Below are 21,817 nucleotides of genomic sequence, written 5' to 3' on the forward strand. Positions count from 1 at the left end.
CATGGATCGTAATGACCCGCTACGCAACTTCCGCTTCCGCCTGGAGATCGACAACATCACCCAGGCGGGCTTCAACGAAGTGGCAATCGCCGAGACCATGGTCGAAGCGGTCGACTACCGCGAAGGCACGGACCCGCCCCACATGCGCAAGCTGTCGGGCCTGACCAAGTTCGGCAACATCACGCTCAAGTCGGGCGTCACATTCGGCACCAACGCGCTCGACCTGTTCAAGTGGCACAACGACGTTTCCAACGGCCTGGTGGCGGAACGCCGCAAGAAGGTGGTCATCGTCGTCAAGGACGAATCGGGCGCCGACCGCGCGCGCTTTGTCATTAGCGAAGCGTGGCCGGTCAAGTACGACCCGAGCGACCTCAGCGCCAAGGGCAATGAGGTCTTCATCGAAGTGCTTGAGCTGTGCAACGAAGGCATCGAGCGCGTCAAATAGTCCGAAGGGAGAGCGCCATGAACGACCATGTCCGACCCGGTTTCGCGACCGAAGTGGAATTCCACCTGCCCAAAGGGTATGTCGACGCCGGCGGCACCCTGCACCGCCACGGCGTGATGCGCCTGGCCACGGCGGCAGACGAGATCCTGCCGCTGCGCGATCCGCGCGTGCAGCAGAACGAGGCCTACCTGATCGTCATCGTGCTGGCGCGGGTGCTGGTGCGGCTCGGCACCCTGACCGATATCGACACCAGCACCATCGAAGGGCTGTACGCCTCCGACCTGGCCTACCTGCAGCGCCTGTACGAGCGGCTCAACGCGCCGGCGGAACTCGACGACGACGAGGCCGCGCCGGCCGGACGTTCCATACAGGGGATGAGCGCATCGGGGGGAGCATGAAGGCCTACCCCGTCAAATCGCTGTACGAGGAGATGGCCTTCATCGCGATGCACTTTCATTGGTCACACAGCGATTTGATGCAGCTTGAGCACCGGGAGCGGCGCCGCTGGTGCCGCCAGATTTCGGCCATCAACCGCGCCCAGTCGGGCCGGCCGGCCAATCCATTTGACGTCTGAGCGACATGGCTACCCGAACCGATCCTCTGCGCGGCTTCCGCTTTCTGGTCGAAATCGACGGCATAGCGGTGGGCGGCTTCCTGCGGGCCAAGGGCCTGGTGCGCGAGGTCAAGTACGAGTCGCAGCGCGAGGGCGGCGTGAATCACTATGAACACAAGCTGTTCACCCAGGTCACGCATCCGGCGGTGGTGCTGGAGCGCGGCCTGGCCCTGGACCAGCTGTGGAACTGGGCCTACGAAGTATCCGAGGGCCGCATCGTGCGCAAGACGATCTCGGTGCGCCTGCTCGATGAGCGCGGCGGCAAGGGGTGGACCTGGCATGTGGACAGCGCCTTCCCGGTCAAATGGTCGAGCGCCGACCTGGACGCCAACTCGTCGCAGGTGCTGATGGAGAGTGTGGAGTTCGCCCATCATGGGCTGAGGAAGGGAAGCTGATGAAACTGGGTATCCGCGACTCGGCACGCACACTGGCGCAGGCCTTGAAACGCTGCGGCTGGAGGAAGGCGCGCGCGCCCTTCCCTGTGCGCGGCTTCCAGCGCCGGCGTGGCGTTCCGGCGGCCGGCAGGTGGGGCGCGCTGCGGCTGCAATGGCGGCGCGGCGCGCAGTTGCCGATGGCGCTGGCCCCCTCCGCTGCGGCTGCCCTGCCCCCCAATGCCGGCGCCGTGCAGCCCTGGCTGAGCCATATTCATCTGCACTTCGCCACGCAGCACTTGGCGGCGCGATTGAACACCGCTTGCAGTAGAGAGCTTGGTTGCACCTCCGCCGCGGCTCGAATTTCCGGCACAGGCGCAACACACAACCTACCGGCGCGCCATGTATTTGCGCCCCAACCGTGGGAACACTTCAATGCGGCCCGGATCACGGCGCTTTCCGCGGCGGTCTCTCCGCGTGGCGGCGCCGTCGCGCCGACCGTGCCGTCGGCCCTTCGCCCCAGTGGCGCCGGTGGCTCCGTTGGCCTGGCAGGTGTCGCATCGGCAGCGACGGCGCTACCGCGTGCCGTCGCCGTGCATACGGTCTTTGCCGCGCGGCGTCCGGCGTTGCGGGTCACACGGCAGGCCGGCATCGTCCAACCAGCAAGCGCCACGCCGATGGCCTGGCGGCGTGGCGCGGCGCGGCTCGACACCGCGACGCGGCATGGCGGCGCCGCCTATGCGGGCGAACAGGCCGGGCCGGCGTCGGCAGCGGCGCTATGGCAGCAGCCATCGCCCGTGCTGGTCTGGCGCAGGCAGTCGGCCACGCAGTCCGATGGTGGCGGCGACGGCTGGGCGACCGAACCCGGGGCGGACGCCGACGGCGGCCAGCGCCAGGCCGCAGCGGCGCGGAAGACCGCGCCGCCAGCCGTTCCCGTCGCTCCGACCGCCGGCGCGATCGCGGCGCAACTGCGCGCCGCCCAGCTGGACCCCGTACTGACCGACCGCCTGGCAACCGAAGTAATACGCCGGGTTGAGCGCAGCTTGCGCATCGCGCGCGAACGGCGCGGCTACTGAAGGACCACACCATGGCACAGGCACAACTCAAAAAAGCGACCATCACGGTGCTCGATGGCGACGACAAGGACAAGGTGATCAGCGTCCTGTTCAACCCTGCCGAATACAGTTTCGAACGGTCGAACAGCTACAAGGCGACACCGGTGCCCGGTTTGAGCTCGCCCATTCTCCAATTCGTCAACGGCGAAGCGGATCAGCTGTCGATGGAGCTGTTCCTGGACGACTACACCGACCCCGAAGGCCCGACCTCGCGCGAGCGCAAGGAGCAGAATCCGGTCATGTCGCGCCTGCGCGACATGGGCAAGCTGCTGCTGGTCGACAGCAAAATCCATGCGCCGCCCCCGGTGCGCTTCAACTGGGGGCCGATGGAATTCACCGCCATCATCGAAAAACTGAGCCGCAAAGTCACCATGTTCCAGCCGGACGGCACACCGGCCCGCGCAACGCTGTCCGTCACGTTCAAGGAATACCGCACCCTCAAGCAGCAGGTGGAGGCGCCGCGCCGCGAATCGGCCGACAAGAGCAAGCGGCGCGTGGTTGTCGGGCGCGACAGCCTGTGGCTGCTGGCAGCGCGCGAATACAAGGACCCGAACGAATGGCTGCGGATCGCCCAGGCGAACGATCTCGACGACCCGCGCGAAATCGCCCCAGGCGACTGGCTGGAACTGCCACCGATGGAGAATCCCAATGGATCTCGCAACACTGTCTAAGCGCTACGGCGACTTCTATGTGCCGGCGTTCGCCGTCCGCGTGGCGCGCGACGACCTGGTGCGCGATACGCTGGTCGCCGTCAGCCAGGTCGAGGTGGACATGATGCTGGGCGGCGCAGCCCACTTCAGTTTCACCGTGGTCAACGCCTACAGCATCGAGATGCGTGCCTTCGTCACGGGCCGCAACCGCAAGCTGCTCGAGATACTCACCTTCGGCGCCGACGTCGATGTCTGCATGGGCTACGGCGACGCCCGGGCGACGCCGCTGGTGCTGAGCGGCGTGATCACCGAGATCTCCACCAACTTCCCGGACGCCGGCACGCCGGAGCTGGTGGTGTCGGGCTACGACCACGCCTTCCCGCTCACCACCGGCAAGAACTCGCGCACCTGGTCGAAGGCGCGGGACAGCGACGCCGTGCTGGATATCGCCAGCTACCACAACCTGAAGACCGAGCTGGCGCCGACCAGGGAGCGGCGGCCGCAAATCGAGCAAAACCAGGAAAGCGATTTCGAGTTCCTGAAGAAACTGGCCGACGCCAATCACTACGAACTGTTCGTCGACGCGCAAAAGGTGCTGCACTTCCATCCGCCGCACGACAAGGCCGACGCCGTGGTGCGGCTGGCATGGGGCGAAGGGCTGATCAGCTTCAAGCCGGAGGCCAACCTGGCGCGCCAGGTCGCCAAGGTCGAGATTTTCGGCTGGGACCCCAAGCGCAAGGAAAAGATCGTCGGCGTGGCGCAGGCAGGCCAGGAATCGGGCCTGGAAGCCAAGGGCCGCAGCGGCGGCCAGCAGCTGAAATCCTTCGTGCGAGACGGCGCCAAGCAGCCGGCACTGCGCATGCGCCAACCGGTGTTCAGCCAGGCGGAGGCCAACCAGCTGGCCAAGGCCACCCTCGACGAACGCGCCAAGGAGTTCCTGACCGGCGAGGCGGAGGCGATCGGCCTGCCGGAACTGCGCCCCGACCGCAATGTCTTCCTCGACCGGTTGGGCGATCCGTTCTCGAAGACCTACTACATCCAGCAGGCCACGCACAAAATCGATTCCGGCGGCTATCGCACGCGCTTCAAGGTCAAGGAGACCGGCTTATGAACCTCATGGAAGTGCCGCGCGAAGCGGAAGGCGAATCCGGCGGCAACGTCAAGGGTGTGGCGATCGGCATCGTCACGCAGAACGACGATCCGGAAGGACTGTGCCGCGTGAAAGTCAGCTATCCGTGGCACGAGCAGCCGCGCGAAAGCTACTGGGCGCGACTGTCCTCGCCGATGGCGGGCAAGCAGCGCGGCCTGGTGCTGATCCCCGAGATCGGCGACGAAGTGCTGCTGGCCTTCGAACGCGACGATCTGCGCTTCCCTTTCGTGCTGGGCGGGCTGTGGAACGGCAAGGACCAGCCACCGGTCGCCAACGGCGACGGCAAGAACGATCAGCGCCTGTTCAAGTCGCGCAAGGGCCACCGGCTGTTGTTCGACGACGGCGCCAAGGGCGTGGTCGAGCTGTCGCTCAACGACGGCAAGAAGCTGCGCCTGGACGACGACGGCATGCGCGTGGACGACGGCAAGGGCAACCGCTTTACGGTGGATAGCAACGGCGGCGCGTTGACCATCGAGGCGACCGGCAAGCTGACGATCAAGGCGGCGTCGGTGGTGATACAGGCCAGCGGCGGTCTCGATCTCAAGGCCGGCGCGATCATGAGCCTGAACGGCTCGACCATCAAGCTTAACTAGGGAGACGGCGATGGGACAGGCGGCGGCACGCGTAGGCGACAAAACCAGCCACGGCACGCCCCTGGGCCCCGGCCCGGGATGCCCGACAGTGCTGATCGGCGGCCTGCCGGCGTGGCGGGCCGGTTCCGACACCCACGTGTGCCCGCTGTCGGACGGCCCCAAACTGCACGTCGGCGGCGTGGTAGCGGCGGGCAGCGTCACGGTGCTGATCGGCGGCCTGCCGGCGGCGCGCAAGGGCGATGCCATCGTCGAAGTTGGCGCCCCCAATTCGATCGCCGCCGGCGCGCCGACGGTACTGATCGGCTAGACGACGACAGGAGACAGCCATGGACGAACACAAGGATTTCCTGGGGCGCGGATGGGCGATGCCGGTGGCATTGGACCCGCACACCGGCCGCCTGGCGGTGGCGGAGTTCGAGGACGATATCCGCCAGTCCATCCTGATCATCCTGGAAACCGCGCCGGGCGAGCGGCTGATGCATCCCGATTTCGGCTGCGGCATCCACGAGCTGGTGTTCAGCTCCGTCGATGCCACGGCGTTGCAGCGGGTACGCTCGGTGGTGGAGGAAGCGCTGCGCCAGTTCGAGGCGCGGATCGACGTGCTGTCCGTCGTCGCCGATGTCGACGGCGGCGTCGACGGCCTGCTGACCGTGGAAATCGAATACCGGGTGCGCAAGACCAACCAGAGCGGCAACCTGGTGTTCCCCTTCTATTTCCGCGAAGGAGGCCGGGCATGAGCGCGCGGCGCCCGCCAGGACTGGACTCGCGCCGCGAAAGCGAGTTCCGGCGCCAGCTGCTGGAACGCGCGCGGAAGTGGATCCCCGCATGGGCCATCGACGACAACCATCCCGACTTCGCGCAGGCGCTGCTGGCGGTGGCGGCGCGCTTCCAGGGCGAAGTCGCCGAGCGGCTCGACAAGGGCGGCGACAAGATGGCGTTGGGTTTCCTGGACTGGCTGGCCGTGCGCGGACTAGCGGCCGCGCCGGCGCGCATGCCGGTGGTGTTCAAGCTGGCCGAGAAGGCGGCCGCCATCAACGCGCCTGCGCCGGTCCAGCTGACCGTGGACGCGGACGGCACGCAGGTGGTGTTCGAAACCGAGAGCGACGTCAGGCTGCTGCCGGCCAGCCTGCAAATGGTGGTGGCCGCCGACAGCGCGAAGGACGAATACTATTTGCCGCCGCCCGGCCTGTCCAGCCTCGATCCGCTGGAGCCGCTGCCGACCGAATGGAAGCTGCGCAGCTTTGCGGCGCCCGGCAGCACCACCTTGCAGCTCGATCCGCCGCTGGGACTGAAGGTCGACATGGTGCTGGAACTGGACGGCCAGGAGTTCCGCATCGTCAGCGTCAACGAGGATCTGGTCGGCATCGATCCGCCGGTCCCGGCATCGGCGCAGTTCGAACCGGCCACCACGCGGGTGCGCAAGGTCGACGCCTTCGATCCGTTCAACCAGCGTACGCGCAACCGGCAAAACCACGCGCTCTACCTCGGCCATTCCGACCTGCTCAACATCGGTTCCGAGGCCGTCATCCAGATCGCCGCCCTGGCGGCACTGGGCAGCGACGTCCAGTGGCATTACTGGGGCATGGCGCCGTCCGCCGCGGCGCCGGCGTGGCTGCCGTTCGCGCCGGGGTCCAGCGCGGACGCACTGCGCAAGCCCAGGGGGCCGATGGAGGAGCTCCAGATCGGAACCCTGACGTCACGCTGGATACGCGCCAGCATCGCCAAGGTGCTGCCGCCGGCCCACGCGCTGAGCTACGAAACCATCGAGCTGCTCGTCAACCCGGCCGACTTGAAAGGGCTGTGCACGGAGGCCGCGGACGTAATCAATGTCGAGGGCGTGGTCGCCATGGCCAACACCACGCCGCTGGAACTGAGCACCACCAGCTTCCCGCTGGGCCGCGAGCCGCGCCAGTTCGACGCCTTCTACCTTGGCTCGGACGAGGCGTTCTCCAAGCACGGCGCGTCGATACGCGTCTGCGTCGATATGGCCGATGCCTCGTTCACCTGCTTTGCCGCGCTGCGGGCAGGCGACAAAGCCAACCAGCTGCTGGCGGGCGTGGCACAGGACGGCCATCTGCATTTGCTCAGCTTCACCCCGTCGAACGGCCGGCTGCTGCCTTACCGCCAGCCCTTGCTCCCGCCCTCGCCCGCACTCTTTGGACAGGACACCGGAGGCCTGCCGGTTGCGCTCGACAAGCCGGCGACATTCCGGCCGGCCCTGTGGTCGCAGTCCAACCCTCCGTTCGGGCGGGACGTCACCATCGCCGTCAGCGCCGGCGCCTCGGTATGGACCTGGCGCGAGATCGACTTCATTCCCGCGTTCAGCGGCTGGGTTTCGCTGGGTACGGTCGACGCCACGCCGGGTATCGGCGCCATGCAGGGACTGGTCTATCTGGCCGCCGGCAATCTGTTTGCGCTGCTGGGCGGCGCGCTGTATGTGCGCGACCCCGATGGCAGCGGTTCGTCATGGGCGTGGGTAGCGGTGGACAGCGCAGGCACGCCCGTGAATCTGGCGCAGATCGCACCTGTCATCACCCATGACGGCGACCTCGGGGTCGGCACCATGGCGGAAGGCCTGCTGGCCGTGGGCGTCGACCGCAATGTTTACAAGATTGCCTTCGTTGCCGGCCCGGCCGGCCTGGCCGGTCACGCCACACTCCTGTTCGGCGAGGCCTTGACCGCGGTGGCGCCAGCGGGCCTGCGCCGGGACGACGGCAAGCTGCTGGTGGTGGCGGCCTGCCAAACGGCGCCGCGCCACCAGCTGCTGCGGGCGTCGCTGCAGGGCGTCGTCATCGATGCCAGCCTTGAAGACGGCGCCACGGTGGTGCCCTGCGCGATCGATATCAATCGAAGCTCCGGCCAGCTGGGATTCGCCGCCACGCTGCAGCTGGCCGACGGCGCCTCGGCTATCGGCTGGTGGTCGTCGGACAATGGGCCGCTGGCGGAAGGCCTGCTGGTCACCACCGTCCCCGGCGGCATGGGCGCCGCAGCGGGGTCGCCTACGCTGCTGGCCCAACACATCGTTGTGCCGGGCAGGTCCGGCCAGGTGCTGGTCGCCCAGTTCGACCTGGCCCTCCAGCGCACCTTCTTCACGAATCTGGAATGCGCGATTGTCACGCCGCTGTCCGACCAAAGACTGGCGAAGGACGACCGCATCGCGGTATCGCTGGGCGCGGCCATGCCTGCGCTGCGCAGAATCGCCGCCGATGGCGTGAACAACGACCGTGAAATGATGTATGAAATGAGCAGCGGCTTCGGCGCACCGCAGGTCGGCGAAGATCTGCTGGCATTTCGCACATCGACAACCGGACTGACTGGAACGATGTCGGCGATACGCAAGATGGACCTCGCGACTACCGATATGCAAACCGTCGCCGGCAACATCCTGCTGATCGACGACCTGGTAAGCGTCGAGCTGTACACCGTCACCGACGTCACTGCGGGCGTGGCGACGCTGGACCATGACCTGGGCGCGTCGGTCGGCGACGGCGTCGAGTACTGGCGCCCCGAACCCGGCACCGGCAAGGTGCGGCCGCTCATGAAACTGCATCCCTCCACCACCGGCAACTGGGATGCCTCGCTGCTCAATCGGACCTTGCTGACCTTCCCCGACGCGGATCCCTTGCTACAACGCGGCACCGCCTTTGCCACGGATGGCGGCCGCCCGACGTTGGTGACGCTGGAGCAGGAATTCATCACGGTGCCGACGCCGGCCAAGTTCATCATCGACGGTTCCATCGACAAGTGGAGCCGCCAACCGGAAGACATCGGCACCAATCCGGAACTGTCCTGGGAATACTGGAACGGCAGCGCATGGTGGAAGCTCAAGGGCCTGACCGACGGCACCGGAAACCTGAAGCGCAGCGGCGCGATCCACTTCAGCATACCGGCCGACATGCAGGCGACCGACTGGGCAGGCACGAGCAGCCACTGGATACGCGCCCGCCTGATCGGCGGCGACTATGGCCAGCCGCGCACGGTGGTCAAAACGGTCCCAGGCCCGAACGGCACGGTCGAACAAACCGTCCAGCGCTTCCCGGACGAAGTCAATGCGCCGCAGGTCTTGCGCCTGCGCGTGCAGTACGCCGTCAATACGGCGGTGGCGCCGACCTACGTCCTCACCGCCGACGGCGGCGCGCTGCGCGACCAGAGCGACGCCAATCGCACCGAGGGCGCGCAGGTGACGATCTTCACGCCGCTGGCCGACGCGCTGCCCACCGCCACCGGCGCCAACGCCGGCGCAGAGCCGGTGCGGGCGCTATATCTGGGCTTCAGCGGTGAACTGTCCGGCCAGCAGGTCAACCTGCTGGCACTGGTCGAACGCGAGCAACAGCTGGGCGCCTTCGCGCCGATGCGCATCGAAGCGCTCAGCGGCGAGCACTTCATCCCGGTGGCGGCGGAAGACAGCACACGCGCCCTGGGTGAAAGCGGCCTGCTGTCGCTCAGCCTCGCGCTGCCAACCGTCTCCGCCGCCCTGTTCGGCGAACCCCTGTGCTGGCTGCGACTGTCGCCGTCGCAGCAGGCTGCGGCCGAAGGATGGATGCCGGCGTTGCGCGGGCTGTATCTCAACGCCGCCTGGGCGCGCGCGAGCGAAACCATGACGCGCGAACGGCTCGGCAGCTCGACCGGCGCCCCGGGCCAGGCCTTCCTGCTGGCCCGTCCGCCGCTGCTGCAGGCGACGCTGGAACTGCGCGTGCGCGAGCCGCTCAGCGTCGAGGAACGGCAAGCGCTGCTGCGCGCCGACCAGGCCAGCGTGGTCAGCGACGTCGCCTCCGACCTGCCCGGCCATTGGGTACTCTGGCGCCAGGTCGCCGATGTCGACGACGCCGGCCCGCTCGAACGCGTCTACGCGCTGGACGAAAACAGCGGCGAAGTGCGCTTCGGCGACGCCGTGCACGGCGCGATACCGCCGATCGGCCGCGACGCCATCGTGGCCTTCTCCTATCGGCGCACCGAAGCCGGCGCGCAGCCGGACGCCGTGCCCGCGAACGGCATCGCCGCTCGCACCAGCCTGAATCTGGTGACGCCGCTCGAAGGCGTGGAGGCGGTGTTCGCGGCCGACCAGTCGGCGGGCGGTTCGCCGCCCGAGTCCACCGACCGGGTGCGGCGCTTCGCGTCGGCGCGGCTGCGCCACCGGGGACGCGTACTGACGCTGCCGGACTTCGAAGCCTACGCACTGCAATCGTTCCCGGACATCGCCCAGGCGCGCGCCTGGTCCTGCGGCGGCGTGCGGTTGGTGATTGCCATGCGCGGCAAGGACGTGCTGCCCAGCCAGGCGGTGAAACGCGCGCTGCGGCGCGCACTGCTCGCGGCGGCGCCGCCCCATCTGGCTGTCGGACAGGCCTTGCGCATCGATGGACCGGTGTTGCGGCGGTTAAGAATCTCCGTCGCGCTGACGGTGGGTACGCTGGCGGGCAGCGGCCAATTGGCCGACTACGTCAAGGCCGCATTGTCGGCGTTCTTCGATCCGGCGGTCGGTGGCCTGGTCCGGCAAGGCTGGCCGCTGGGCGCGGATCCGGCCGAAGACGATATCGCACTGGCGCTGCTCGACGCTCCGGGAATGGAAGGTTTGGATCGCATCGCCTTCGAGGAACTGCGGGACGACGGCAGCACCGTCGCCTGGCCGCACACGGTGCGCAGAAACGAACTGGTGACGCTGGACGCAGATGGTGTTCGGATCGACTTCATCATCATGGAGACCGAGCTATGAGCACGCTGGCACCCGACTATTTCGACCGCCGCTTCGACGATCTGGTGGAGATCGGCCGCTCACGCCTGCCGGGCCTGGCCCCCGGCTGGACCGACTACAACCTGCACGACCCCGGCATCACGCTGCTGGAGCTGACGGCCTGGGTCACGGAGGCGCAGCTCTACGCTTTGTCGCGCATGCGGCGCGATGAACGCACGGCTTACGCGGCGCTGCTGGGCCTCGGGCCGCGCGGGCCGCTGCCGGCGCATGGCGACATCTGGCCGGAAGCCGGTCCCGCGCGCTACACGCGCAGCCTGGTGATAGACGCGGGCGCCGTGACTGTTCCGCAGCTGTCGGCCCATCCAGCCTTTCGCTCCGTCCACAGGCAACTGTGGCTGGCGGCGGCCATCCGCGCGGTACGCACCATCGGCGCCGACGGCAAGGTGCGCGACCATACCGCCACCAACGAACGGGCCAACACGGTATTCCTCCCATTCGGCGAAAACGCGGGGCCGCGCGACGTGCTGGCGATCGACATCGCCTGTCCGCCTGGAGGTGGACTGTTCCCCGAGCGGCGCAAGGATGCCGTGGGCGCCTTCCTGATCGTCGGCGTGCGCGCCGACGCCACCTCGGGCGAGGATGGCGCGAACGCGGCGCCGGTGCCGCTGGAAATCACGCTCAAGGACGGCGCCGCGCGCCATACCCTGCGCCTGGTCGAAGACACCAGCGCCGGTTTCACCAGCAGCGGCGTGCTGGTGCTCGACGTCTCCGCCGTCGTCGGCTCGCCCGCCGCATTCACGCTGGAGTGCCATGCGCCGTGCGGTTTCCCGCGCGCCCCACGCCTGAGCCGGATCGCGCTGAACGTCATGCCCGTGCGCCAGGGCAGCCTGGTCGAGCAGGAACTGCACATCGCCACCGGACTGCCGGACCAGGTGCTCAAGCTTGAGCAGGATGGCCTTGAATTCGCGGCCGGCGTCGAAGCGGTCAAGGTCCAGATAGAACAAGACGGTGTACTGCACACCTGGTCGCAGCGCAGCCGGCTCGACGACAGCGGCCCGCGCGACAGGGTATATCTGCTCGACCCGTTGCAGGCCACCGTCACATTCGGCAACGGCATCAACGGCGCCCTGCCGCCGCCTGCCGCGCAGATATTGCTGGGCTATGCCGTCTGCGACGGCCTCGAAGGCAACGCCATGCCCAACCAGCGCTGGAAGGTAGAGGGCTTTGACGGCAGCTACGGCCTCAATCCGGAGCCGATGCTCGGCGGCCGCAATGGTTTCGACCGCGCCGACCAGCGGCGCGAAGCGCGCCGCCGCGTGCGCGAGGAGCACGCGTTGGTAACGGCGTCCGACCTGGAGGCGGCGGCCCTGGCCTTGCCGGCGCTGGAGCTCGCGCGCGCACTGGTTCCTGCCGCGCCGGCGACCTCGCCTGCGGATAGGGGCATGGACAATCTGGTGGCGATGCGCCTGCGCATAGGCGGCGTGGAACCGGACGAAGCGCCGGAAACCGCACGCTGGCTGCGCGCGGTACAGCGCGCGCTGGCGCCACGCCTGCCGCTGGGGCGCCGCCTGCAGGTGCGGGCCCCAAGCTACGTGCCGTTCCATATCGCGCTGGAGGCCGAGGCGCTGGCTGGCTACAGGGAGGACGCGATCGAAGCGGCGATCAAGGCCATGCTGCAGGAACGCCTGGCCTTGACCGCCAGCCGGCCGGGCGGCATGCAGCGCGAACTGGGTTTGGGCGTCACCCAGCGCGACCTGACGGCTTGGATACGCAAGGTCGACGGGGTAGCGCGCATTCTTACGCTCAAGCTATTCGACGCGGACAAGCACGCCATTCCCGCGGTTGCGGTGCCCCGCCTCGGCCTGCCGAAACTGCTCCTCAAAGACAGCGTCGTAACGGTGCGCCGGCCGGCGTCGGGGAGTGCGAGATGAGCGCGAATCTGCAACGCCGCTACCGCTTCGAAACCGCCGCGCAATGGGCGGCGGGCCTGAGCGCACGCGTCGATGGCGCAACCATGACCGCAACGGGCGCTGTAGCGCCCTACGCCCCGTACCACGATGTGCCCACGCTGTTTGCGTCCAGCGGCGCGTTTGCCCCCGCTTCCACCGGCTACGGACGCCTGTTCTGGCGGGCCGCCGACTGCAAGCTGCTGCAGCTCGACGCCGACGACGAAGCGGTCCATGTGCGGCCAGCCCCCTCCGCGCCGGATGCGGTACGCCGCATGGCTGCCACCTGCGACAATCTTTGGCTGGCTGGCGGCACGCCGCCCCAATTGCGCTGCCACGACAGCGAGCACCTGGCGCGGCGCTTTGTCGCCGACCTGGCCGGCATGGTCCTCATCGATTTCGCATCCGACGGGCATGACGGCGTCTGGGCCCTGGCGACACCCGCCGGCGGCGATGGGCCACCCTGCTGTATCCATATCGATTGCGGCGGCTACGAGGTGGCCCGCTTCACGCTCGCCGGCGCCTCGGCGCCCATCCAGCTGGCGTGGCTTGCGCGGACCGAACGCCTGTACGTGCTCGCCGCCGGCGGCAAACGCCTGAACGCCTACGCCCCCGGACTGTCGGAACCGCTGTTCGTGGTCGATATCGACCGCGTGCGCCCATGCTTCACCGTGACCTTCCTGGGCGGCGACGTCCGATCGCGTCTGGTGCTCGCGGGCCTGGAACACAGCGCCTGGGGTGGCGGCGCCACCGTGTTGACGCTGGACGCCGACGGCCAGGCACTGCACACGCTGCCCTTGCCTTCGCCCGCCACCGGCATCCATGCCACGCCCGATGCGCTGCTGGTCACCACGCTGGATGGGTTGATGCGCTATGCCCTGGACGCCACCGCCGGCGGCGCGTCGGAGAGCCGCTGCGAGTTCATCACACCAGTGCTGCAATCCCCGGTCAACGAGAACCCGCGCCGCTGGTTGCGGGTGGAGGCGCTTGCCAAGCTGCCGCCGGGCAGCAGCATGGAGATCAGCTATGCCGCCACGGCGGACCCGCAGGTGCAGGAACAGGCGAGCCGCATCGCCGCCGACCGTGGCCTGACTGCCGGCCAGCGCCTGGCGCGCCTGCGCGAGTTTCTGCCGGCCTGGCAGGCGCCGCTGGTATTCCAGGGCGCCATCACCGATACCGACGGCGCGCTGGCCGTGCCGCTGTTCGACGTGCGCGAGCCATGGCTGTGGGTCAGCGTCACGCTGGTCGCGGCGCCCGGCGCCGCGCTGCCGCGCCTGACCCGCCTCGACGTGCTCTATCCGGGCCTGACGCTGATGCAGTACCTGCCGCAGCGATACCAGCGCGCGGAGGCGGAACCCGGCAATTTCCTGCGCGCGCTGGTAGGCGTGCTCGAAACCGGCGCCCAGGAACAGGACCAGCGCATCGCCGCCATGGGCAGCATGATCGCGCCCGACACCGCGCCGCCGGAATGGCTGGACTATGTGGCCCGCTGGCTGGACCTGCCCTGGGACGACGCCCTGGAAACCGGCCAGAAACGCCGCCTGCTCGCCAGCGCCGATCTGCTGGCCGGCGGCCGCGGCACCCGCGCGGGACTGGAAGCGCTGCTGGCGGCGCTGCTGCCCGGCACGCCGCCGCCCTACCGCGTGGTCGATCCGAGCGCGCAGTACGGCTTCGTGCAGCTGGGCGGCTCGACGCTGCCCGCCCTGCTGGCGGGGCTGCCCGCATCGGCGATGGCGCTGAACCGCAAGGCCATCCTGGGCCGGGGGCGCCTGACATGTCCCACCGTGCCGCCCGACGACACCGCGTGGTTGACCGGCCAGGTGAAGGTCGCCGTCACCGCGACGGCGGCGCAGCGGGCCGCATGGGAGCCGTGGCTGGCGGCGCTGATCCGCGCCATGTTGCCGGCCACGCTGCGGCTGGTGCTGGAATGGCGCAGCGTTGCGGCGCGCCTGCTGGACGACCGTCTGATCGACGGCTACGTGCTGAATCAAGCGCCGGCGCCGCACCTGGGCACCGACGCCGTCATTGGACTGGCCCGCCTGGGCGGAACCGCCGGGCCGGAATTGCGATGAACAGCCATCAAGAACGAGCCACACAGGAAGAGGTGAAAATATGAGTACGACATGGAGCAAGGCCAAGCAATGCGACAAGCCGCAACCGGAAACCTGCTGCGAGCATGACTGCACCTCCGGCACCAGGAACCGCTACTTCCTCAACAAGCGCCTGACGCCGGACGCCTGGCAGGTCGAGCAGGACTACCAGATCGGACGACGGCGCCTGGTCAACCGCGCGGTGCACGGCTGGGGCGTGGTGTACGGCTATTCGGTGACGATGGTTGCCCAGGCGGCTGGCATCGCGGTCGGCGCCGGACTGGCGTTCGACCGCATGGGAAGAGAGCTGGTGCAAACGGAGCAAATCCCCGTGTCGCTCGACGACATGCTGGAGCTGCCGGGCAGCGAAGGCGAGGATGACAGCTACCTGCTGCGCGTGCACTATGCCGAACAGCTGGTGGCGCCGGTGTCGGTCAAGGACGATTGCAGCTGCGAGCGGCAGCAATGGGATCACGTTTGCGAGACGGTGCGCTATTCGCTGCAAAGAGTGCCAAGCTCAGAGTGCTGCGCCCCGCAGCCGTGCGAACTCAATTGCGCCTGCGCCGTCTGCTGCGCCGAGCAGCAGGATGACGGACACCCGGTCCGGGCGGGCGCCGCGTGCTGCCTGTGCGACCACCTCACGCACCTTTCCCCCGGCGCGGAGTGCAGCGGTCTGACCGAGGTATCCAGGCGTGTTCGGGTCGACCTGCACAACGGCGTCGAACTGGCCTGCCTCGCGCTGAAGCAGGACGAATGCGGCAACTGGTCTATCGACAAAGTCATCGACGCCTGCGGTCCGCGCAGGCTGGTCAAGCGCAACGACCTGCTGTTCGACCTGATACGCGGCTGCGACCTGACCCGCATCACGGAGATCAGCTGGGCCGAGTGGCATCGTTCACCGGATCGCGTCGCCTGGACGGAATTCGACGGCTACTTCGACACCCAACGCAGCGAACAAGGCGGTTGCGAGACCGACTTCGTCATCCGCTTCTCGCGGCCGGTGCGCGTCGCCACGCTGACGGCGGACTGCTTCAGCATGACCTTCCTGATACGCCAGCGCGAAGGCGGATGGCTGATACCGATGCGCGCGCCCATTGTGCGCGTCGTCCACGGCGAACTATCGGGCGAGAACGGAGAACTGGCCGGCCGGGCGTCGCTGGTGGTGGGTTGGGGTTGGGTCTGCGATGCGCTGCGCGGCCTGGAAACCGAGTTCGAACGCCCCGGCGTCACCGTCGAAATCGAGATCTACGGCGACTTCATCCTCGATTGCAACGGCCAGGCGCTGGACGCGGATGCGCGCGGCAGAGAGCCCGCCCCCAGCGGCAACGGCACCCCGGGCGGCACGTTCCGCTCCAGCTTCCAACTGGAGGCCAAGCCCCTCCGGCCCGATCCCGATGTGGCGCAACCACAGAACACCGTTCAAGGAGGTAATCAGTCATGAACCAGAAATCCATCATCGGCGCGCAAAAGGCGCTGTCCACGCTGGTCCGTCCGCAGTACAGCCCAGGCTTGCTGCTGAACGACGATGACCTCGGCCAGGCGGTCGACTACACGCGCGATCTGAACCGCATGCTGTTCCGCGCCTTGCTGGGCTGCGGCGTGGTCTGCGGCCTGGTGGTCAAGGCGGTCAAATCGACCGGCACCTGCGGCGCGCTGCAGATCAGCGTCGATCCCGGCCTCGCCCTCGATTGCCATGGCGACCCGCTGCATCTGCCTGGCACTTGCACGGTCAACATCGACCCCTGCGTCGTCTTGACCACGCCCTTATGGGTGATGGCGCGCCGCTACGACAAGCATTGCGCGCCGCGCAGCGCCGAGTGCTCGCCTTGCGACGATGCCACCTCGGTCTGCACCCGCATCCGCGACAGCGTCGAAATCGCCGTCGTCAACGCGCTGCCCGCCTGCTCCTGCGGCTGCACCGACACCACGCCCCCGCCAACCACCGATACCGTCCCCGCCAAGCCCGACGCCAGCGGCGAGACCAAAGCCAGGAGCGCGGCGGCCACCGAAGGCGGCGGCAAAAACAAAGCCTCGACAACGGCGGCAGCCGCTACGCCGGCTCCGCTTCCAACGCCAGCCCCGAACCCGGGCAGCCGCAGCCAGCCCACCGCCAGCTCGCCCGACGATCCCTGCTACAAGGATCACTACGCCGGCACTTGCGCCGTCTGCTGCGGCGACTGCAACTGCGAATGGGTGCTGCTGGCGCGCCTCACCCTCACCGCCGACGGCAGCTGGAAGCCCGACCACTCGGTACGGCGTTTCATCCGCCCGCTGCTGCTGGCCGATCCGCAGCCGGCCATCGACAATGCGCTCAAACCCTGACCTGAGACGACATGAGGCCAGAGCGCATCGCGGCCCGCGCGCCGGTAGTGGAACGCCGTCCGGCGGCGGCGGCCTTGTCGCGCCAGGCCGCGACGGCGCGCTCCCCTGCGCTGGCGCTGCGCCAGCGGCTAGGCAACCAGGGCACGCAAACGCTGATTGCCCGTTCGGCCATCCCCGCTGTCACAACGGGCAGCGGCGCGGCGGTGCAATGCCTGTCCGCCGCCACCGCGCCCAACGACCCGTCTGAAGTCGAGGCCCATGCCGTCGCCGCCAAGGTGATGGGGATGTCCGCGCCCGCGTCGCCGGCGCCGATAGGCGGCGCGGCGCCTGGCGTGGTGCAGCGATCTCCGGCAGGCCCCGGCGCGGCCGCGCCGGTCAGCGTGCAGACCGGCGGCGGTGCGCCGCTGCCAACAGGCGTGCGCAATTTCATGGAACCCCGCTTCGGCGCGGATTTCAGCAAGGTGCGCGTCCACACCGGCGCGGCGGCCGCCACGCAGAGCGCCCGCCTCAACGCCAATGCCTTCGCGCTGGGCCAGAACATCTACTTCGGCGCCGGCCAGTACCAGCCCGAGACGGCGGCCGGCAAGGCGCTGATCGCCCATGAGCTGACCCATACCATCCAGCAGGGCGCGGCGCCGCGGACGGCGGCGGTGCGGCGCAGCGAGGCGCCGACAGTGTCCTCGCAGCTCACCCCGCGCGTGCAGCGCGACTTCCTCGGCATACCGAGTCCGCGCGAATATTTCGCCGGCAAGGCAGGCGCGATCCCCGGCTTTACCATGCTGACCGTGGTGATCGGCTTCAACCCGATCAACAATGCGCGGGTCGAGCGCAGCGCCGGCAACATCCTGCGCGGCGCCATCGAGCTGATACCCGGCGGCTCCGTGATCACCGAGGCGCTCAACAACCACGGCGTGTTCGACAAGGTCAGCGCCTGGGCTTCCGAGCAGTTCCAGACCATCAAGGACATCGGCGCCAGCATCTGGCAGGACATCGAGAACTTCATCAACGGCTTCTCGCTGCTGGACCTGCGCCAGCCGGGCAAGCTGTGGGACCGCGCCAAGGCCATCGTCACCCGGCCCATCGACCGCGTCATCGCGTTTGCGCGCATGCTCAAGGACGGCATCGTCGACCTGATCAAGGAGGCCATCCTCAAGCCCATCGGCGCGTTTGCGCGCACCACCAGCGGCTATCCCCTGCTCTGCACCATCATGGGCAAGGACCCGATCACCGGCGAGAGCGTGCCGCAGGACCCGATCGCGTTGTTGGGCGGCTTCATGAAGTTCATCGGCGAGGAGGAAATCTGGAACAACATGCAAAAAGCGAATGCGATTCCACGCGCCTTTGCCTGGTTCAACGGCGCGCTGGCGGCGTTGCGCGGCTTCCTGAACGAGATCCCCGGCCTGTTCGTGGCGGCCTTCAAGTCGCTGGAGGTGATCGACATCCTGCTGATCCCGCGCGCCTTCCTCAAGCTGGCCCGCGTGTTCGGCGACTTCGCCGGGCGTTTCATCAGCTGGGGTGCGGAGGCGGCGTGGAATCTGCTGGAGATCATCTTCGACGTGGTCAGCCCCGGCGCGCTGGCCTACATCAAGAAGACCGGTTCCGCGCTGAAGAGCATCCTGAAAAATCCGCTGCCCTTCGTCGGCAACCTGGTCAAGGCGGCCAAGCTGGGCTTCATCAACTTCGGCGCCAATTTCCTGGTCCACCTGAAGGCCGGCTTGATCGACTGGCTCACCGGCTCGCTGCCGGGCATCTATATTCCCAAGGCCTTTTCGCTGGGCGAGATCGCCAAGTTCGCCTTCTCGGTGCTGGGGCTGAGCTGGGCCAACATCCGGCAAAAGCTGGTCAAAGCCACCAGCGAGCCAGTGGTCAAGACGCTGGAGACCACCTTCGACATCGTGGTGACGCTGGTGCGCGAAGGGCCGGGCGCGGCCTGGGAGAAAATCAAGGAGCAGCTGTCCAACCTGAAGGACATGGTGATCGGCGGCATCACCGACTTCGTGGTCGACATGGTGGTGCAGAAGGCGATACCGAAGATGATCGCGATGTTCATACCGGGCGCCGGCTTCATCTCGGCCATCCTGTCGATCTACGACACGGTGATGGTGTTCGTGAACAAGATTTCCAAGATCATCCAGGTGGTGACCGGCTTCATCGACTCCATCGTCAACATCGCCGCCGGCAATATCGGATCGGCGGCCACCAAGGTGGAAACCACGCTGGCCGGATTGCTCTCGCTGGCCATCAACTTCCTGGCCGGTTTCGCTGGACTGGGCAAGGTGGCCGACAAGATCATGGCCGTGTTCAACAAGATCCGCGCGCCGATCGACAAGGCGATCGACTGGCTGGTCAACTGGATCGTCACCGCCGCCAAGAAGCTCGGCAAGATGGTGGCGCAGGCCGGCGTGCCTGCCGATCCCAAAGAGCGCTTCAAGCTCGGCATGGATGCCGCGGAAAAGGCGGTCAATCGCTTTGCCGGCAAGGCCGTCGGCAAGCTGGTGCTCTCGCCGCTGCTGTACGGGATCAAAGCCAGGTACGGCTTCCAGTTACTCGATGTGGTAGCGGTCGGAAAGACCTGGTCTATCCACGGCGTGCTCAATCCGAACCTGAAGCGGCCAACCAGAGTAACCGTCGCGCAGAATGACGCCGCGCCCGGCACCAAGGCCATGAAGATGCCGGCCATGAGCATCAGCTTCACTGTCAAGAAGAGCTTGCAAAAAGATCCGGAAACCGGCGTCGAACTGCTCGACGAGTACCTGCGGCAACTGTCGCTGCAGGAAGGCGCGTTGCGGCGGATGAAAATTGCCACGTGGCTGACCAACATCAACAAGTTTTACCCGCCCGAGACCAAGCCGGGAAAAAAGCAGAAGAAGGAGCAGAAGACGTCGTCCCGGAGCGTCGAAGGAGACAGCAGAGCCAAGCAAATCAGGAGGACATTGTTTATCAAGAAGGCCGCCGAATTGAGGGCGAAGAACCCGACCCTCGACAAGGACGCCGCGATGGCGGCTGCTATGGCACACTACGAAGGCACCGCCGTGTTGCACTTGCTGGACCAGGCCGGCGGCGGCGAGGGTACCGTCTTTGTCGGCGACCTGATCAAGAAAAACAACCCCGCCGCCAGCGACGAAGCCTACCTCGGCAGCGGCAGGGTGGACTATTCGATCGGCGCCGCCTGGCCGACGCGTGCCCGTGAACTCAAGCAAAATATCGAGAAGCTAGTCGACCCGGCCGCGTTCCCGGTCGAGAACATGAACGTAACGCTGAAAGCGGACCCCAAAAAATGACGACCATCGCCGACTTTGCGGACTTTAACAAGATCCACAGGCGGCAGCGCAGCTACAAGCCCTGCCCTGCAGAAACCATCGCCAAATACCGGGGGCGCTTGCCCGATGTACTGGTCGACACCTGGGTTGCCTCAGGTTTCCAGGAATTTTCGGATGGTTTTCTATGGACCGTCAATCCCGATGAATTCCGCGACGTGATCGCCGGTTTCGTGCATGCCGATCAGATCAACGATGTCGACGTGATGTTGCGCACCGGCCTGGGAGATCTGATCTTTTCCCACAAGGGCAAGCTGTTCTACCTTTCAGCGGTGACGATGGTGAGCATGGAATTGCCCGACAGCATGGAGGCGGTGCTGGACATGGTCCTTGGCGAGCGCACCGCGCTGAACGAAATCTTCTTCCTGTCGATGTACAAGAAAGGTCTGAAGCGGCTGGGGCCGCCGGCTGAGGACGAGGTCTATGCGCTGGTGCCGGCGCCGGCGCTTGGCGGCGAGGTCAGGGCCGATCACCTGCATAAGGCCAAGCTACGGGTCTACCTGGATTTGCTGGCCCAGCTACGGTCGCGAACGGACTGAAGCGCCCGCGACCGTTCATCCGCCGCGCCCGCCCTGCTTGGCCGCCGGCGCCAGCCACGGCGCGTCGCGCACGCGCCGCATCGCTTGGGCGCGGCAGTGCAGGTGCAGCTTTTCCAGCAGGTTGTGGACGTGGTGCTTGACGGTGGCCACGCTGATGCACAGCTCGCGGGCGATCTCTTTGTTGGAGCGGGCCTCGCCGATCAGGCGCAGCACCTCGGCCTCGCGCCGGGTCAGCGACGGATCCTGCTCCTCAGGCGCGCGAGCAGACACCGCAGGCGGGTCCTCCATCCGAAACAAGGCGCGCAACAGACCGCTGGAAATCTCCGCCGAGCACGACAGGCGGCCCGCCACCACATCGGTCAGCGCGTCGTACAGCGCGTCGACCGGGGTGGCGCGCGCGACGTAGCCGGTAAAACCGGCGCGGCCGCATCGTATGACTTCCTGGCGCTGCTCGGTGAGCCCCAGCGCGACCAGCGCCACGCCGGGATACTGCGCGGCCAGCGCGCGCACATCGTACAGGTCTATGCCCTGGGTGACGTCGATCAGCACCAGGTCGACGGCGCTGGCGTCCAGCATGCCGCGCAACAGGGGGAATTCGTCGACCACGGCAACGACCTGCATCTGGGGGAAGCGGCTCAGGCAGGCGTGCAATCCATCGCCCAGGATGCGGATAGGCGTCAACACGATAATGTTCATGGATGTCCAGTGATCGGAAGATACCGCGTAGACAGTCAATAACCGGACTTAAATCGTATCACGGCGAAAAGCAGCCAACCGGTAGTAAATCAACAATCTAGGTGATCTTGCATCGCCTCGCCGATTTCGTCGCGCCACAACGACAGTCACGACAGTCGCGGCAGCGCCTGCCTGGCGCTCAAAGCGCGCGCACGCTTGACATGTCTGACGACTCACGATATCTTCACAACTATTGCCCCATCGAAAGTTTTCATAAAATTCAATCCGGGCAAGTTTCACCT

18 protein-coding genes are annotated in these 21,817 nt (G+C 67.2%); 17 read left to right on the plus strand and 1 reads right to left on the minus strand.

The genetic code is table 11. The features are described from left to right. Position 1 precedes the first annotated feature (1 nt). The 17 genes from AC1RMD_RS07130 to AC1RMD_RS07210 all read left to right on the plus strand — a co-directional run bounded on the left by AC1RMD_RS07130 (position 2) and on the right by AC1RMD_RS07210 (position 20,840). Positions 2–445, plus strand: coding sequence for a phage tail protein (locus AC1RMD_RS07130; protein ID WP_492925054.1), 444 nt, complete (start codon positions 2–4; stop codon positions 443–445). A gap of 17 nt (positions 446–462) precedes the next feature. Beyond that, on the plus strand, positions 463–843 hold the full coding sequence (locus AC1RMD_RS07135; protein WP_492925056.1) for a hypothetical protein: 381 nt from the start codon (positions 463–465) through the stop codon (positions 841–843). After that, positions 840–1,019: a DUF6760 family protein gene (locus tag AC1RMD_RS07140; protein ID WP_492925058.1), complete on the plus strand. Its 180-nt coding sequence runs from the start codon at positions 840–842 to the stop codon at positions 1,017–1,019. Before AC1RMD_RS07135 ends, AC1RMD_RS07140 begins: the two co-directional genes overlap by 4 nt. A gap of 5 nt (positions 1,020–1,024) precedes the next feature. Then, positions 1,025–1,453 carry a phage tail protein gene (locus tag AC1RMD_RS07145; RefSeq protein ID WP_492925060.1) on the plus strand — a complete coding sequence of 143 codons (429 nt, stop codon included), beginning with the start codon at positions 1,025–1,027 and terminating at the stop codon, positions 1,451–1,453. 569 nt (positions 1,454–2,022) lie between these two features. Beyond that, on the plus strand, positions 2,023–2,505 hold the full coding sequence (locus AC1RMD_RS07150) for a hypothetical protein (RefSeq protein ID WP_492925062.1): 483 nt from the start codon (positions 2,023–2,025) through the stop codon (positions 2,503–2,505). Between the two features lie 11 nt (positions 2,506–2,516). Further along, on the plus strand, positions 2,517–3,215 hold the full coding sequence (locus AC1RMD_RS07155) for a CIS tube protein (protein ID WP_492925064.1): 699 nt from the start codon (positions 2,517–2,519) through the stop codon (positions 3,213–3,215). Continuing rightward, a complete protein-coding gene (locus AC1RMD_RS07160; protein WP_492925066.1) occupies positions 3,193–4,305 on the plus strand; it encodes a phage late control D family protein in 1,113 nt (370 codons plus the stop codon). The genes AC1RMD_RS07155 and AC1RMD_RS07160 overlap by 23 nt, the downstream gene beginning before the upstream one ends. Continuing rightward, positions 4,302–4,937: a phage baseplate assembly protein V gene (locus AC1RMD_RS07165; protein WP_492925068.1), complete on the plus strand. Its 636-nt coding sequence runs from the start codon at positions 4,302–4,304 to the stop codon at positions 4,935–4,937. Before AC1RMD_RS07160 ends, AC1RMD_RS07165 begins: the two co-directional genes overlap by 4 nt. Positions 4,938–4,947: 10 nt before the next feature. Then, entirely contained in the window at positions 4,948–5,244 is a 297-nt protein-coding gene (locus AC1RMD_RS07170) for a PAAR domain-containing protein (RefSeq protein ID WP_492925070.1), read from the plus strand. 19 nt (positions 5,245–5,263) lie between these two features. Further along, positions 5,264–5,674, plus strand: coding sequence for a GPW/gp25 family protein (locus tag AC1RMD_RS07175; RefSeq protein ID WP_492925072.1), 411 nt, complete (start codon positions 5,264–5,266; stop codon positions 5,672–5,674). Then, entirely contained in the window at positions 5,671–10,647 is a 4,977-nt protein-coding gene (locus AC1RMD_RS07180) for a baseplate J/gp47 family protein (RefSeq protein ID WP_492925074.1), read from the plus strand. The genes AC1RMD_RS07175 and AC1RMD_RS07180 overlap by 4 nt, the downstream gene beginning before the upstream one ends. Further along, a complete protein-coding gene (locus tag AC1RMD_RS07185) occupies positions 10,644–12,557 on the plus strand; it encodes a putative baseplate assembly protein (RefSeq protein WP_492925076.1) in 1,914 nt (637 codons plus the stop codon). The genes AC1RMD_RS07180 and AC1RMD_RS07185 overlap by 4 nt, the downstream gene beginning before the upstream one ends. Continuing rightward, complete coding sequence (locus AC1RMD_RS07190; protein WP_492925078.1) at positions 12,554–14,644, plus strand: phage tail protein; 2,091 nt, start codon at positions 12,554–12,556, stop codon at positions 14,642–14,644. Before AC1RMD_RS07185 ends, AC1RMD_RS07190 begins: the two co-directional genes overlap by 4 nt. A 40-nt stretch (positions 14,645–14,684) precedes the next feature. Then, positions 14,685–16,103, plus strand: coding sequence for a hypothetical protein (locus AC1RMD_RS07195; protein ID WP_492925080.1), 1,419 nt, complete (start codon positions 14,685–14,687; stop codon positions 16,101–16,103). Next, positions 16,100–16,984 carry a hypothetical protein gene (locus AC1RMD_RS07200; RefSeq protein WP_492925082.1) on the plus strand — a complete coding sequence of 295 codons (885 nt, stop codon included), beginning with the start codon at positions 16,100–16,102 and terminating at the stop codon, positions 16,982–16,984. The genes AC1RMD_RS07195 and AC1RMD_RS07200 overlap by 4 nt, the downstream gene beginning before the upstream one ends. A gap of 11 nt (positions 16,985–16,995) precedes the next feature. After that, positions 16,996–20,265, plus strand: a complete 3,270-nt coding sequence (locus AC1RMD_RS07205; RefSeq protein ID WP_492925084.1) for an eCIS core domain-containing protein — start codon at positions 16,996–16,998, stop codon at positions 20,263–20,265. Beyond that, positions 20,262–20,840, plus strand: a complete 579-nt coding sequence (locus AC1RMD_RS07210) for a GAD-like domain-containing protein (protein WP_492925086.1) — start codon at positions 20,262–20,264, stop codon at positions 20,838–20,840. The genes AC1RMD_RS07205 and AC1RMD_RS07210 overlap by 4 nt, the downstream gene beginning before the upstream one ends. 15 nt (positions 20,841–20,855) lie before the next feature. Here AC1RMD_RS07210 and AC1RMD_RS07215 read toward each other — a convergent pair whose 3' ends face one another. Continuing rightward, positions 20,856–21,536, minus strand: coding sequence for a LuxR C-terminal-related transcriptional regulator (locus AC1RMD_RS07215; RefSeq protein ID WP_492925088.1), 681 nt, complete (start codon positions 21,534–21,536; stop codon positions 20,856–20,858). Between the last annotated feature and the right edge of the window lie 281 nt (positions 21,537–21,817).

Source organism: Duganella sp. GW822-FHT06D06 (genome assembly GCF_058799615.1).

Coding starts and splice junctions, on each gene's coding strand:
- AC1RMD_RS07165 (WP_492925068.1), top strand. CDS start 4,302: ATGAACCTCATGGAAGTGCCGCGCGAAGCGGAAGGCGAATCCGGCGGC.
- AC1RMD_RS07175 (WP_492925072.1), top strand. CDS start 5,264: ATGGACGAACACAAGGATTTCCTGGGGCGCGGATGGGCGATGCCGGTG.
- AC1RMD_RS07195 (WP_492925080.1), top strand. CDS start 14,685: ATGAGTACGACATGGAGCAAGGCCAAGCAATGCGACAAGCCGCAACCG.
- AC1RMD_RS07190 (WP_492925078.1), top strand. CDS start 12,554: ATGAGCGCGAATCTGCAACGCCGCTACCGCTTCGAAACCGCCGCGCAA.
- AC1RMD_RS07145 (WP_492925060.1), top strand. CDS start 1,025: ATGGCTACCCGAACCGATCCTCTGCGCGGCTTCCGCTTTCTGGTCGAA.
- AC1RMD_RS07155 (WP_492925064.1), top strand. CDS start 2,517: ATGGCACAGGCACAACTCAAAAAAGCGACCATCACGGTGCTCGATGGC.
- AC1RMD_RS07160 (WP_492925066.1), top strand. CDS start 3,193: ATGGATCTCGCAACACTGTCTAAGCGCTACGGCGACTTCTATGTGCCG.
- AC1RMD_RS07200 (WP_492925082.1), top strand. CDS start 16,100: ATGAACCAGAAATCCATCATCGGCGCGCAAAAGGCGCTGTCCACGCTG.
- AC1RMD_RS07185 (WP_492925076.1), top strand. CDS start 10,644: ATGAGCACGCTGGCACCCGACTATTTCGACCGCCGCTTCGACGATCTG.
- AC1RMD_RS07140 (WP_492925058.1), top strand. CDS start 840: ATGAAGGCCTACCCCGTCAAATCGCTGTACGAGGAGATGGCCTTCATC.
- AC1RMD_RS07205 (WP_492925084.1), top strand. CDS start 16,996: ATGAGGCCAGAGCGCATCGCGGCCCGCGCGCCGGTAGTGGAACGCCGT.
- AC1RMD_RS07170 (WP_492925070.1), top strand. CDS start 4,948: ATGGGACAGGCGGCGGCACGCGTAGGCGACAAAACCAGCCACGGCACG.
- AC1RMD_RS07210 (WP_492925086.1), top strand. CDS start 20,262: ATGACGACCATCGCCGACTTTGCGGACTTTAACAAGATCCACAGGCGG.
- AC1RMD_RS07130 (WP_492925054.1), top strand. CDS start 2: ATGGATCGTAATGACCCGCTACGCAACTTCCGCTTCCGCCTGGAGATC.
- AC1RMD_RS07135 (WP_492925056.1), top strand. CDS start 463: ATGAACGACCATGTCCGACCCGGTTTCGCGACCGAAGTGGAATTCCAC.
- AC1RMD_RS07215 (WP_492925088.1), bottom strand. CDS start 21,536: ATGAACATTATCGTGTTGACGCCTATCCGCATCCTGGGCGATGGATTG.
- AC1RMD_RS07180 (WP_492925074.1), top strand. CDS start 5,671: ATGAGCGCGCGGCGCCCGCCAGGACTGGACTCGCGCCGCGAAAGCGAG.